Annotated in this window: 12 protein-coding genes; 7 read left to right on the top strand and 5 right to left on the bottom strand. The window is 63.3% G+C overall.

Annotated elements, in window-relative coordinates:
* Positions 1 to 30: 30 nt before the first annotated feature.
* On the bottom strand, positions 31 to 993 hold the full coding sequence (locus tag IDF66_RS05530) for a glycosyltransferase family 2 protein (RefSeq protein ID WP_190265976.1): 963 nt from the start codon (positions 991 to 993) through the stop codon (positions 31 to 33).
* On the bottom strand, positions 990 to 2,462 hold the full coding sequence (locus IDF66_RS05535) for a lipopolysaccharide biosynthesis protein (protein WP_190265977.1): 1,473 nt from the start codon (positions 2,460 to 2,462) through the stop codon (positions 990 to 992). Before IDF66_RS05535 ends, IDF66_RS05530 begins: the two co-directional genes overlap by 4 nt.
* Before the next feature lie 355 nt (positions 2,463 to 2,817).
* Here IDF66_RS05535 and IDF66_RS24115 point away from each other — a divergent pair, with 355 nt between their 5' ends.
* The gene (locus IDF66_RS24115; protein WP_388000415.1) at positions 2,818 to 3,357 is read left to right on the top strand and encodes a WecB/TagA/CpsF family glycosyltransferase; all 540 of its coding nucleotides are present in this window, start codon (positions 2,818 to 2,820) and stop codon (positions 3,355 to 3,357) included.
* On the opposite strand, the gene IDF66_RS05545 is transcribed toward IDF66_RS24115, so the two are convergent.
* Positions 3,354 to 4,214 (bottom strand): glycosyltransferase, encoded by an 861-nt coding sequence (locus IDF66_RS05545; RefSeq protein WP_190265979.1) that lies wholly within the window; start codon positions 4,212 to 4,214, stop codon positions 3,354 to 3,356. The two genes, IDF66_RS24115 and IDF66_RS05545, sit on opposite strands and share 4 nt — an antisense overlap.
* A 331-nt stretch (positions 4,215 to 4,545) precedes the next feature.
* Here IDF66_RS05545 and IDF66_RS05550 point away from each other — a divergent pair, with 331 nt between their 5' ends.
* From IDF66_RS05550 to IDF66_RS05560, 3 genes are all read left to right on the top strand, one after another.
* Positions 4,546 to 5,148, top strand: a complete 603-nt coding sequence (locus IDF66_RS05550; RefSeq protein WP_317628595.1) for a YdcF family protein — start codon at positions 4,546 to 4,548, stop codon at positions 5,146 to 5,148.
* Between the two features lie 182 nt (positions 5,149 to 5,330).
* Positions 5,331 to 6,353, top strand: a complete 1,023-nt coding sequence (gene gmd, locus IDF66_RS05555; protein ID WP_190265980.1) for a GDP-mannose 4,6-dehydratase — start codon at positions 5,331 to 5,333, stop codon at positions 6,351 to 6,353.
* A gap of 4 nt (positions 6,354 to 6,357) precedes the next feature.
* Positions 6,358 to 7,338 (top strand): GDP-L-fucose synthase family protein, encoded by a 981-nt coding sequence (locus IDF66_RS05560; RefSeq protein ID WP_317628596.1) that lies wholly within the window; start codon positions 6,358 to 6,360, stop codon positions 7,336 to 7,338.
* 70 nt (positions 7,339 to 7,408) lie between these two features.
* Here IDF66_RS05560 and IDF66_RS05565 read toward each other — a convergent pair whose 3' ends face one another.
* Positions 7,409 to 8,905 carry a sugar transferase gene (locus IDF66_RS05565; RefSeq protein ID WP_388000418.1) on the bottom strand — a complete coding sequence of 499 codons (1,497 nt, stop codon included), beginning with the start codon at positions 8,903 to 8,905 and terminating at the stop codon, positions 7,409 to 7,411.
* Positions 8,906 to 10,151: 1,246 nt separating this feature from the next.
* On the opposite strand from IDF66_RS05565, the gene IDF66_RS05570 reads away from it, so the two are divergent.
* Positions 10,152 to 10,412, top strand: coding sequence for a hypothetical protein (locus IDF66_RS05570; protein WP_190265981.1), 261 nt, complete (start codon positions 10,152 to 10,154; stop codon positions 10,410 to 10,412).
* A 43-nt stretch (positions 10,413 to 10,455) separates the two neighbouring features.
* Here the strand turns inward: IDF66_RS05570 and IDF66_RS05575 are convergent, their stop codons facing one another.
* Positions 10,456 to 11,514: a GmrSD restriction endonuclease domain-containing protein gene (locus IDF66_RS05575; RefSeq protein WP_317628597.1), complete on the bottom strand. Its 1,059-nt coding sequence runs from the start codon at positions 11,512 to 11,514 to the stop codon at positions 10,456 to 10,458.
* Between the two features lie 153 nt (positions 11,515 to 11,667).
* Between IDF66_RS05575 and IDF66_RS05580 the strand changes: the two genes are divergently transcribed.
* Positions 11,668 to 12,813, top strand: coding sequence for a hypothetical protein (locus tag IDF66_RS05580; protein WP_190265982.1), 1,146 nt, complete (start codon positions 11,668 to 11,670; stop codon positions 12,811 to 12,813).
* Entirely contained in the window at positions 12,791 to 13,390 is a 600-nt protein-coding gene (locus IDF66_RS05585; RefSeq protein ID WP_190265983.1) for a hypothetical protein, read from the top strand. Before IDF66_RS05580 ends, IDF66_RS05585 begins: the two co-directional genes overlap by 23 nt.
* Positions 13,391 to 13,422 lie beyond the last annotated feature (32 nt).

The following is a 13,422-nucleotide window of genomic DNA, read 5'->3' on the forward strand; positions in this document are numbered from 1 at the left end:
TAGGCGACGAGCGCATGTGACACCCGGTGATCACCATCCTCGGCGCCATTCCGCTCTTTGCTGCCACAGCCCGTTCCATCCACGCGAGCGCCGAACGCCGAACCGCCGGTCCAGCACTGCCCGCAGGAACACCCCCGTCTGCAGAAGTCCGAGTTCGATGCGGAGCCTCAATCCGGCCGACCGCTTGGTGATGAGAGTCGCTTTTCCGCGGAACAGGAGGACCTGTTTGGCCACGACGCTCGCGGACGATGCACCGATTGCGTGCACGGCACGTGCGTCGGGCGTGATCGACGGTCGGTATCCGAGCTGACCTGCCCGCCAGCACAGGTCAGCATCTTCTCCATACATGAAGAATCTCTCGTCGAAACCACCGAGATCTTCGAACAGTTGCCGCGTCATGAGCATCAGACAACCCGTGATGACCCCGACCTGGCGCACGCTGTCACGCTGCCACGAACCGAGCCCTTCCGGATTCGCCACCCGGTTGCGGGGTAACACCGTGGACAATCCCGACGCAAAGCACGCGAGACTGTAGACGGTCTGGTGTCCCCAGCACGATCCGTAGTCCAGTTCTCCGTCCGGCGCGGTGATCCGGCCACCCACGATTCCTCGTCGCGGGTCCTCTTCCAAGAACCGGACGAGAAGATCCCCACACCGTGGCTCCATCACAGCATCGGGATTGAGGAACAACAGGTATCGGCCACGCGCGCGCTCGACCGCCCTGTTGCATCCCGGTCCGAACCCCAGGTTCGTGTCCGAGAAGACGACGGTCGCACGCGGCCCCGCCCATCGTGTCAGCTCATCCCGGTCCAGACTCGTCGATGCATTGTCGAGGATGATGAGCTCATAGTTGCGCTCTGAAAACGCGGCGCCGACAGCAGCGAGCGAGCGTTGCGTCCAGCCCGCTGCGTTGTAGGTGATCATGATGACCGAGACCTCGGGGCCGGGACCCGAACGATCTGAAGCCGACTCCAATTCATCCGCTACCGTCACAGCACTTCCTCATCTCGCTGCCTGCGTGCTGCCCGCCATACCAGTTGAGACAACACCCTCACCTCGGTTCTCAGTGGCCGGGACACCGCGATGATCGCCGCCGCCACGGCCACCTCCACTCCGACCGCGAGGAGCGCGCGGGGCCAGGCGGCCCCTTCGTCCACCCCGACCACGAGCCGCGCCACCAGGTAGGCGAACGACCATGCCGCAAATGGCCGGGAGAAGGCATTGAGCACGCCACCGACACGGATGAATGTTCCCCGCGCTATCCACCAACCGCTCACGATGACCGTGACAAAGGTTGCGCAGACGTATGCCACAGCGACTGCGAACACACTGTGGGCAGAAGCCGCGAACAAGACGCCAGCCGTGGCAACCTGTGTGGCGACTGCCGCGACGATCTGGCGCTTCATCTGCCCGATGGCGGTTGCAGCGACTTCGATGAGGACGAAGAAGCCGCGGATCGTTCCTGCGAGAGCGAGGACCACGAGCAGAGTTCCTGCCGCGGCCCACTGAGAGCCGTAGACCATCGTCACCGCGGGGACGGCGACCAGGCTCAGTATCGTGAAGGCAGGGGTCAAGACGTGACTCATCACTGACACCGCCCGCTCCAACGCCGATTGAAACCGCTCGTGTTCGTCCTGGAGTTTGCTCAGTACAGTCAGTGCCACCGACGACACGGCAGCCATGATCTGTGTTTCCACGAGGCCGACAACCTGGGAAGCCCGGTTGTACAAGCCGGTTTCACCGGTCCCGTGGAAACGGCCGACGGCGACCACGTCGAGTCGCCCGGACAGATAGGTCGTCGCCTGGATGACCGTGATCTGCGCCCCCTGGGTCACGAGCTCCCGGACCTCTCGAAACGGCGCAGGCCGGCACAGTCGGATTCGCGACAACGAGAAGAGGACCACCGCTCCGCTCAGACTCCAGACCAGGTTTCCGATCACCAGCGACCAATAGGTGAGTCCGAACAACGCCAGCGCGACGGTGACCACGAACTGGAGTATCCCGATGCCCAAGTGGGTGAGGGTGATGGCGCCGAAACGCAGGTCGCGCAGGAGGTTGGCCTGCGGCTGACCGCCCAGAGACGCGAACAGGAAGGTCAGCGAGACCGCCCGCGTGACGTTGGCGACCTCGGGCGCGTGGTAGAAGGATGCCAGCGGAGCCGCGAGGAGGAACACGACCACCGCAATTGCGAGGCCCATCAACACATTCAGGAGATAAATGGTCATCTGCTGAGGTGGAGTCAGGTCACGGGCGCGAACAGCCGCGGAACTGAGCCCGAAGTCCTGGAAGATCACCACGAACCCGCTTACGGCGGTCACCATCGCGACGATTCCGAAATCCGACGGTGTCAGTAATCGCGCGAGAACGACCGACGACACCAACATGATGATCGTGTTTCCCCACCGACCGAGGAGCGTCACCACCACCCCGCGCATCGCGCGCTGCCCCAGGCCCGACGTCACTGCACGGCCTCCTGGACACGCTGTCGCCGCTGGTTGTGCATTGCGTGCTCCGCAGTCCCAAAGTACTGTTCACGCCGGGTTTCCAAGGTTCCGACCAGAAGCGAGGGAGCATGCGTTGAAGTCTCCGGCCGCACCCCGCAGACTCTTTTTCTGGGGCGTCCCCGTCGATGTGCTCTCACGCCGCGACGCCCTTGCCCGGATCGCGCAGCTCGCCAAGGGCGACCGTTCCACCTTCGTGGCTTTCGCGAATGCGCACGTCCTCAATCTCGCCGCCGACGATCCCGGGTATCGCCTTGTCCTGCAGGGACAATCGCTTGTTCTGAACGATGGCGTCGGCGTCTCGATGGCCGCCCGAATGTTCGGTGTTCGATTCCCCGACAATCTGAACGGCACAGATCTCAGCCCAGAGATTCTCAAGGGAGCCGCCGAACGTGGTGACCGCGTCGCATTCATCGGCGGGCGACCGGGAGTCGCAGAGGCTGCCGCCCGCAATCTGCAGGCTCGCATCCCGGGACTGATGATCGAGTTCACGTCGCATGGTTTCGTCTCCCCCGAGGGGGTCGCCGATGTACTGAAGGAACTCGCTGAACGCCGAGTGAAGATGGTGTTTGTCGCAATGGGGTGCCCCTTGCAGGAGAAGTGGTCGCTCGAACACCTCTCCGGCACATCCGTGGCGGTATCCGTCGCTGTCGGCGCGTTCCTCGACTTTGCCGCGAACAATGTGCCTCGAGCACCACGCCTTGCACGAAAGGCCCACCTGGAGTGGGTATTCCGGTTGCTCAACGAACCACGCAGACTCTTCGGCCGATACGTCATCGGCAATCCGCGATTTCTCATCCGTGCGGCCAGGTATCGCTTCACTCACTCGCCTGCTGAGGCCTCGGGACATCACTAGGTATCAACTCGCGAGGTGAGATCGGTCGACCATTCATTGGACGTGCCCACGATCCGCCGAACTCGGGCGAGCATGATCGCAGCTGTCGTCACGATGAGGTAAACGCCGACATCCCAGGGCCGGACACGCGACGCGGAGACGGCAGACAGAATGGACCCGAGAGAGGTGTCACGACGACCGCTGGCAGGAACTCGGTCGATGAGATCTGCATTTCCCACAGCAACCCGGGCGCGACGTCTGATCAGTGCACCAACCGTCCGCGGAGCGCACATCGTGAAGCAATCGGCCGAGTTCAGCCGCTCATGGTCGCCGAAGATCGACCTCACATACTCGTCGTCATTCAAGACGTCCGGAAAGGCGCCCTTGCGTACCCATCCGGCCTCGTTGACCGCATACACCCCTGATCCGATCAAGCCTTTCCGGACGTATGGCAACTGCAGCCAGACACGATCGTAGGCTCGGACGGCCCACGGAGAAGATCGATCGTCGATCCGGATGTGCGGGCTCGCAACGCGTGGGGCGTCGGCGGCGGCGAGGACTGCGATCAGATCGCGTGCCGCTTCGGTCGACAGAACGACGTCGGCATCGAGATAAACGCGAGGGAAGCCATGAAGAACCTCATCCCCGGTCCGTAATGCCTCGATCTTCGAGGGCTTTGGCAATTCCACCACGCTCGACCACGCCCGATTCTGCAAGGCCTGCCTTGCCACATCCGCCGTGTCGTCGGTTGAACCGTTCGACACGACGCAGATTTCGAATTCGGTGTCCTCGGCATCGGCCAGGAGGGCACTCAGACAGCGTTCGATGACGGCCGCCTCGTTGTGGGCAGGTATGAGAATGGCAGGCGGTGTCACCATCGGGCTCCAGTCATGTCCGACGCTGCTCGCGTGGCAGGGCCGGACGGCGCGCGCACTGCAGGTTCAACCATCCGACCCTCCTGCCGCGGCGGGCGATTCGCGCCTACCGCGATATCCATCGACCGCGCCGACCACCGTGTTACAACTCGTCATGGCGGCGACCGAGGTCCTCGTTCGAGCGTAGGACAGCACGTTGGGGCCAACAACTCGATTCGACGACATCGTGCGCTCCGCCGATCGCTTCACCTCACTCGGGCGAAATCCGCAAAAACCTTTCATGACCTCGGCTGCTTACCCGTCGAACCCCGGCAGGCTCAGGCACAATGGCGACGTGGAATCGAGCGGAGACGATACCGCGTCGGGCCCGTCCCGTGACGATACCCAGACACCGCGGCACAGGTGGCTACGCCGGACGATGTGGACGATCTACTTCACGGTGATCGCTGTGATCGCGGCCGGCGTGCCGGTCTATGTCTTCCCTCAACGAGATGAACTGCGCCACGCCGACGCGATCATGGTGCTCGGTGGGCCTGGCTACGAGCGATACCCCTACGCGTTCGAACTCGCCGCCGCTGGTTGGGCTCCTGCTGTCGCGGTATCCAACCCGATCGGCGCCGCGGACCCGTGGCTCACCGAGTACTGCGCCCAGACACATCCGGGCTTCACACTGCACTGCTTTGTGCCCGATCCACCGACGACAAGCGGTGAGGCCCGCGAACTCGGGCGGCTCGCCAAGCAATACGGCTGGCGCACCATCATTGTGGTCACCTTCCGTCCACACATATCGCGTGCCCGATACATCCTCGAGCACTGCGTCGACGCAGAACTGATCATGGTGGACAGCCCCACGCACGTGTCGGCGCTTCGTTGGGTGCGGGAGTACGGGTACCAGACCGCCGGATTCGCGCGTGCAGCGCTGCACGGAGGTTGCTGAAGCGGTTGGATCGTCGTCGGACTGTGCTGGGCAGCAACCACATAGACGACGTCCGTGGCAGATGTGAGGGAACCATGTTCACGACGAAGGACGTCAGGCGCATCTTGTCTGCGATAGCATCCACACGTCGGTTCCCGCACCTCGGCCATCGCGTCGAACGCAGCAATCATGATGAGGACGAAGTGAAGAAGGCACTGATCACTGGCATCACCGGCCAGGACGGCTCCTACCTTGCTGAACTGTTGCTGTCGAAGGGTTACGAGGTCCATGGCCTCATCCGTAGATCTTCGACATTCAACACATCCCGGATCAATCACATGTACGTCGACCCCCATGATCCGAGCGCGAGACTCTTCCTGCACTACGGCGACGTCAGCGATGGGAGCAGACTGATACCCCTCATCTCTGAGATCGATCCCGACGAGATCTACAATCTCGCCGCTCAGTCTCATGTCCGTGTGAGTTTCGACGAGCCCGAGCACACCGGAGACATCACCGGGCTCGGATCGGTTCGGGTACTGGAAGCAGTTCGGCTCGCGGGGGTCGACTGCCGCTTCTTCCAGGCATCCAGTTCGGAGATGTTCGGCGCCTCCCCGCCTCCACAGAATGAGGGCACACCTTTCTATCCGAGGTCTCCCTACGGCATCGCCAAGGTGTTCTCGTACTGGATCACCCGAAACTACCGCGAGGCGTACGGCATGTTCGCGGTCAACGGCCTGCTCTTCAATCACGAATCCCCACGCCGCGGCGAAACTTTCGTCACGCGAAAGATCACACGCGCGGCCGCTCGGATCAAAGCCGGCGTCGAACAGACTCTCTACCTGGGAAATCTCGATGCAGTGCGCGACTGGGGTTACGCACCGGAGTATGTCGAGGGCATGTGGCGGATGCTCCAGGCCGACACCCCAGAGGACTTCGTACTCGCGACCGGAAGCGCTTACACGGTCCGAGATTTCCTCTCCACGGCGTTCGATCACGTTGGCCTCGACTGGCAGAAGCACGTCAGGTTCGATGAGCGCTACCTGCGCCCCACCGAGGTCGACGCCCTCATCGGCGATGCGGGCAAGGCTGAGCGCGCTCTCGGGTGGCGACCTACCGTGAAGGCCCTCGACCTCGCCCGCATCATGGTCGACGCAGACACCGCGGCCCTCGATCACGAATCGGAGCCATGGATCGACCGTCCCGCCCTACCGAGTTGGACATGATGACGTGAGCGGGTTCGGTTCCATCGAATCGATCGAAGGTTCTCCGGCGCGGTCTGCACGGATCTACGTCGCGGGCCATCGCGGACTCGTGGGATCGGCCGTGTGGCGACTGCTGGAGACCCAGGGGTTCACCGGGCTCATCGGTCGCTCCCGAGACGAACTGGACCTCACCGACCGGTCGGCCGTGTTCCAATTCTTCGATCTGGTCCGACCCGAGATCGTCGTACTGGCAGCCGCAAAGGTCGGAGGTATCCTCGCCAACGACGCACACCCGGTGGAGTTTCTGTCAGAGAATCTGCAGATTCAGACCAACGTTTTCGATGCCGCTGTTGCACAACGAGTTCCGCGGCTCCTATTCCTAGGATCGTCGTGCATCTATCCCAAATTCGCCGAGCAGCCCATCCGCGAGGAGGCATTGCTCACCGGCGAACTCGAACCTACGAATGACACCTATGCGATCGCGAAGGTCGCGGGAATCCTCAATGTCCGAGCCGTCCGCAAACAGTATGGACTGCCGTGGATCTCTGCCATGCCCACAAACCTGTACGGTCCGGGCGACAACTTCTCTCCGACCGACTCTCACGTCCTGCCTGCGTTCATTCGCCGTTACGAGCAGGCCCGACTGCGGGGCGCAGAATACGTTGTCAACTGGGGAAGCGGAACTCCGCGCCGCGAATTCCTCCATGTGGACGACGCAGCGTCCGCTTGTCTCCATCTGCTGCAACACTACGATGGGGCGCAACACGTGAACGTGGGAACCGGAGTCGACCATACGCTCCGCGAGATCGCCCGGATGGTGGCCGCCGCGGTCGGATTCGACGGAGAAACCCGGTGGGACACCAGCAAACCGGACGGTACGCCACGCAAGCTGCTCGACGTGTCGAGGCTCAGGGGTGCAGGGTGGGAGCCATCGGTCGACCTTCAGGACGGGATAGCCGAAACCGTGGCATGGTATCGCAACCACGGCAACGCATTACGGCCGTGACTTCATGCGTCACCATCAGTCGCATCGGACCGCCAGGACATCCGACGTCCGACAGAACTACCCGCGTGCTTCAGTAGGCTCCGTCTTTGGAGATAACGGCTTTGGAGGTGCGCCACAGGATCACCAGATCCTGCATGATCGACCAATTCTCCACATAGGAGAGATCCAAACGAACCGACTCCTCCCACGACAGGTCCGATCGCCCCGAGACCTGCCAAAGCCCGGTCATCCCCGGCTTGACGAGCATCCGCCGCGCCGCGCGACCGTCATACTGTTCGACCTCTTCGGGGAGGGGAGGTCGCGGGCCCACCAGACTCATGGTCCCCCCGAGCACGTTGAACAACTGTGGGAGCTCATCGATGCTGTACCGGCGAATGAATGCGCCGACGCGAGTGACTCGCGGGTCGTCCCTCACCTTGAAGAGAACACCGCCGGCGCCCTCGTTGAGGTCTCTGAGGTTGCTCTTCATCGCGTCGGCGTCGCGCACCATCGAGCGGAACTTCCACATCGGGAACTGAAGGTTCCCGACCCCGACCCGGTTGGCGCGATAGAACACCGGGCCGCGTGAGTCGAGCTTGATCGCCACCGCCACGGCCAGCAGCACGGGCAGGATCATCAACACGATGAGCGAGGCGCCTGCCCGGTCGACCACCGCCTTCCGGAATCGGTTGGCGCCCTCGTATTGCGGTTTGTCGATGTGCAGTAGAGGTAGCCCGGCCACCGGACGGACCATCATGCGGGGTCCCGCGATATCGGTGACACCGGGCGCGACGACCATGTCGACGTCCAGACCTTCGAGGTCCCACGACAGGTTCTGCATGGCTTCGTGCCCGAGGGCCTCCGCAGAGGTCACCGCAACTGTGGTGGCACCGCAGCGAGTCACGGCCTCGACGACTTGGTCGAATGTCCCGCACACCGGAACCGTTCCATCGCCAATCTGAATCTGTGTGCGATGCCCGGCACGCTCAGGAACGCAGAGCCCGACGACGCGATAGCCGAGGACCGGCTGCGCGCCGAGACGCTCGATCAGCGGGATCGCGGACCTCAGCCCACCGACCACAAGTACATTCTCGAGATTGCTCCCTCTGCGGCGCTGACTGACGAGGCGACGGCGCCACAACCATCGAGACCCGAGCAACGCTCCGGTCCCCACGGGGAATGCGATCACCAGAAACCCTCGCGCGAGGTCGAGTTTGAAAGCCAGATCCACCATCGCCATAAGGCCGAAGACCGACAGACAAGCCGTCGTCACACGACTGTATTCCTGAGATCCCGACCCGATGATCCGCCGGTCCGCGGTGTGGAATATTCGCAGCCAGACGATCCAGACAACGATCAGCAACGCCGATACCGCGCCGGCAGGCAACGAACTTCCGTTGGGGACCTGGCTGCTACTCGGTCCGAAGCGGACCCATTGACCGGCCATCACCGCTCCGGCGATGATCAGCGCATCAGACCAACCAAGGCGGGCGACGTAACCGTCAACCCACGATCGTGACCGTTCACGAGCGCGACCGACCAACAGCAAACGGGAAACCACACCTGGCGACCCAGAGCTCTGCGCCACTGCTCCGATAGCGGACTCACCGGTCACGCTGCCTCCCCTACTCGTCGAGGTCTGGCCCAAACCAACACCACCGAAACCGATCCGCTTCGTCAGTAGCGCCGCTCCGTCGATCGCAGAACCCCGACCTCGACCAACAACGAGAAGACTAAGCCACGGAGCCGACACCAACAACCACTTATCGGCTTAATTCACAACGTTTGTTACACATCAAATCGCGACGTGGGGAAATGGCCGAAATCGCTGTAGTCCGAACGGACCAATCCGGCCACCGAGGTCGCGTGACAAAGTCTTTAGCAAGACGAAATATGTTGTTGCACAACACTACTGGCAGGTCAGAAAGGGTGATGCGACATGGCCGATCTTGGCTGAATTTGCCAAGACGAAATATACGAAATTTCCCCCAGAAGGCATCAAGAACGCCCGGGCGTGAATGCAATAAGGGTCCATCCGGCCCGTAACGAAATCGAGCAAATACGAAGAGCTATTTCATCGTCCGGAAGATCTGCACCCGAACAATTCTGCCCTGACCCCTTGTGGGGCACCCCCGCCCCGGCCTCCCGTTCAGTGCCTCTGCCGACCGACGGCTCGTTCACCGACGGCCTACTGCCAGACCGCAACCGATGAACTTCGGCAAGGCTAGAATTTACGGCATCGGAACCGGACCGGCAACCCAAATGCCGCCGTCGTTGCACGTAGATGTCGATTTCCGGTCTGCGTCTCCGTGATCGACCGACTCGAGTCTCCCCTCTGGGCTCGAGTCTCCGCTCGCGGCCTCCAGGGCAACACAGCAGCGAACGCCATATCGGCAAGCGACCTGACAGCGCCCGCTGAGATCTGCGCTCACTCCGGGCGCCGGGAGGCCTTGCGACACTGCCCGCCCGCCCGTTCGGCCGGGAGTCACCGTGTCCCAAGAACACTCGTTCGCAGACAGCACGGTGGGTCCGAGTCCGAACATGGTGGCGCGACGACAGATCGCGCGGCAACGCTGGGCACACCGATCGATGCGTTCGCACGGACCTTGTGCGGTGTCAGCCAGTCGAACCAATGTCTCTCGATATCGAAGCCGGCATGTGAGAAAATCGTCCTCGAGCCCGCGGCCGGAAGGACAGTTTTGCACTGCGGCGGGCCAGGGCGACCCGATTACTTAGTGTGGGCAACGAAACGTCGTGAGACTTGTTGAGGGCGTTGCACAACGAACGATCAGCGGTCTGATGTCGATCTCGAGTATCTCCAGAACAGAGCAGCCATGTCCACCAGTATCCGAAGAGTCGCCGCCGGCATCGCCGTCGGCGCGGCAGCGTCGATGTCCTTGGCACCCGTCGCCATGGCGGCACCAACAGACGCCGCTGTGACCGCACCGCACGATGCAGCCACCATCTACGTACCAGACCTCCCGGTACCCCTTCTCCCGGTTCCACTTCTCCCGGTGCCCCTCGTTCCGATCTTCCCGATCCCCGACGCACCGAAGTCCGTGTGCATCACGATCGTCTGCTTCCCGGTGTCCTGACGCCGTTCGGCTCAGCGCCGCCGAACGTGAACCGAAACCACCTCTACTCGCAGGCGACGCCGTCGCCGTCTCGATCCAAACCGGACCGATAGCCTGGCTCGCCTGCACGAATCGGCGCAGCACCGGCCGCGCGCACCGCTGAGCAGTTCCGGTAGTAGGTGCTGCCGCCGTCATCCGCCGCGGGCGCAGGCGCCACGTACACCGGCTGGGTGGGGCTCGGCGGCGGCGTATAAGTGGGCGCGGGAGTTGCTGTCCTCGTTGCGGTTTGCGACTGATCAGACATCTGAGTGGTGACCGGCAGGCCACCACAACCACTGAGGACCCGCACCATCGCGTCCTTTTCTGCCTGGGTCACCCACAGGCGATAGAGCACCTTCACGTCGATCTGACGGGATACATAGGCGCAGCGATACGACTTGTTCGGCGGGAGCCACGTCGCGGCGTCACCATCGCTCTTCTGCTGATTCGCGGGTCCGTCGGCGGCTTGCAGGTTCCGCGGATCATTTGCGAGATTGCGCCGCTCCACCGGGCTCAACTGCTGGGCGCCCTTCTGCCACGCGTCCGACAACGCCACGATGTGATCGATCTGCACCGCCGACGACGTGGTCTTTCCCCGCACGAACGAAATGACTTTGCCCGTGTACGGGTCGTTCAACGTGCCGGTCTGCACGGCGCATCCGTTAGAACCCGTCCTCAGGGAGATCGCCATCAGGTCGCGGCGCAGGATGTCGTTGCGGGTATCGCAGCCGTTGTGTCCGCCGGCCACCGAGACGTCGTCGGTCCACGACTGTCCGAACTGCTCGCGGGAGTAGCCGGTCTTCGGGGCGCGGCCCTTGACGGCCAGCGTCTCGAGCTTTGCGAGCGACCCGTCGGACGGATTGGCCGAGACCGCGGTTGCCCCGACGGCGACACGTTGCACGGTCGGCCCGCCCGACGACGCCGTCGTGGTCGCGACCGAGGTCGTCGACGACGTGGCCACCGGTTCCGACTCACCCGGTCGACAGGCCGTGGCGAGCACGACGACACCTGCCAGCACGGCGACGCCGACTCCCAGAGCGGACCGACTCTTACGCGAGATTCTGGACTCTGACTGCGCGTTCACAACTCAAACCCTTTGTTCCTTGGCATTCCCACCCACTGATCGGCGGAGGCCCCCAGCCCGTTACCTCGGGACCGGGCACTGCGCCGATGCATCCGCGCAAACAGGTAGTCGATTACTCGCGTCACACGCTACCCGGATACCGATACTGCCTTTGTGTCACGAGCGACCCTGCTCCGTCGCCCCACAGCCCGTGCGGCGATGTCACTCTGCGCGGTCACAGCCATCGTGATGATGTGCCAGGCGTCCTTCCCACCTTCCGCACCCGTACTGGCACAGCCGACCACATCTGGGTCAGTGGGCTCCGACGCCGGCCGAGTCGGCGATCGCGGGAAGCGGGCCGGCGACGAGGTGGTGATCAGCAACGAGAACGAAGGGGTGACCGACGAGAGCTCAGAACCGAACACGGACGGGCCGGTTGTCGAGCACCCTGACGAAGCCAAGGACCTTATGGCCCTTGACATCACGAGCGGCCCTCGCGGCGCCACGGTCACCGCGACGTCGGCCACTGTCTGCCCGTTTCCGATGACTCTTCGATGGGACGGTGGCGTCGTGACCACCACGGGTCCGGACCAGTCCACCGTTTCGTTCAGGGTCGGCTCGGACGAATCTGCCGGCGGGCACCTCGTGAGTGTGAGTTGCGGTCGGCTTCCCATCGGGAGCCAGACGTTCACAGTTGAGGAGCCCACCGTCATCGGACCTGCCACGGCCGCCGTCCGACCAGACCGCGTGGTCCCGGATCGGCGCGTCGCGGTCACCGTCGACGATTTTGCCTGCCGTCGTGACCGCGTCGTGGACTTCTCGTGGGACGGCGGAGCGTCGTTGGGTAGTGCGGTCCTCGACGGATCGGGGCACGCCGATGCCGAGGTTCTGATACCCGGCACCGCCACGATCGGGCCGCACGCGATTCACGTTTCGTGTCCGGACGGACCGACGGCGGTCGAAGTGGCCATCACCGTGCTTGCTTTCCCCCTCCCTACTCCGGCGCCTACCACCCTCGATCCGAACGCGACCAGCGCGGCGACAGACCTCACGCCCGGCATCTGGACGATTGCGGTGATCATCGTGGTCGCGACGATCACCGGCCTGACCTATTTGCGGATCCGCCACCCCCGACACTCCAGACCGCGGACACGACCCGACGTCGAAGCCGAGATCCGTTGGACGACTCCGCCGTCGGCAACGATCCGCGAGCACGCCCGCCCGAACGAGGCCACCCAGGTCGTTCGGGTCGAAACCCGCTGGGACACCGGCACTCAGACGATCAGAGGGGTCGACGATGACCGCAACCGCCTTGATTGACACAACGACCGTACGTGATCTCCTCTTCGCCGGTCGGTCGATCGAATCCACCGGTGCAGTCGACACGATGTTGCAGGAACACGGCGTCGTCAAAGCCCGGCTGACCGATCGGCCCAACGTCGGGAGAGCTGCGCATGACGCGGTCGCCGCGTCCGCAAACCAGTTCCTTTCGACCGATCTCATCGACCTTGCCGTGGCCGGCTGGAAGCGTCACCGCGCACTGATAGATGCTGCCCGCCGCACTGCCGCCTCGCCGAACAGCGAAGAGATCGTCGAGTTGGTCACGCACACCATCGATTCTGTTCAACGCCCGAAGATCGAGTTGGTGGTCAACGGCGTCCCGGTGGGAACGATCGCCCTTGATCTCCGTGTTTCCTTCGCACTGACCGGCGTAATCGCGGTCGTGCGCCGCGGGTGCCTGACCCATGTCCGTTCGGGTTCAGGCGTCATCAGCGGGCGCCTGACCATCGAGGGCTTCGATGCCGTCAGGCGTGAACGGGAGTACGTCATCCCCGGGGTTGTCCAGCTACCGGTTCCCGTTCGACTGGCGGCACCGTCGCCGCAAACGCGCCGCTGAACGGATTGTCCCGTATCGTCCACGACGATCAC

The organism is Gordonia hankookensis (genome assembly GCF_014673215.1).
GTDB classification, from domain to species: Bacteria; Actinomycetota; Actinomycetes; order Mycobacteriales; family Mycobacteriaceae; genus Gordonia; species Gordonia hankookensis.

Bases quoted from the DNA above. Each gene is read 5' to 3' on its own strand.
- IDF66_RS05585 (WP_190265983.1), top strand. From the start codon at position 12,791: ATGACCGCAACCGCCTTGATTGACACAACGACCGTACGTGATCTCCTC.
- IDF66_RS05545 (WP_190265979.1), bottom strand. From the start codon at position 4,214: ATGGTGACACCGCCTGCCATTCTCATACCTGCCCACAACGAGGCGGCC.
- IDF66_RS24115 (WP_388000415.1), top strand. From the start codon at position 2,818: ATGTTCGGTGTTCGATTCCCCGACAATCTGAACGGCACAGATCTCAGC.
- IDF66_RS05570 (WP_190265981.1), top strand. From the start codon at position 10,152: ATGTCCACCAGTATCCGAAGAGTCGCCGCCGGCATCGCCGTCGGCGCG.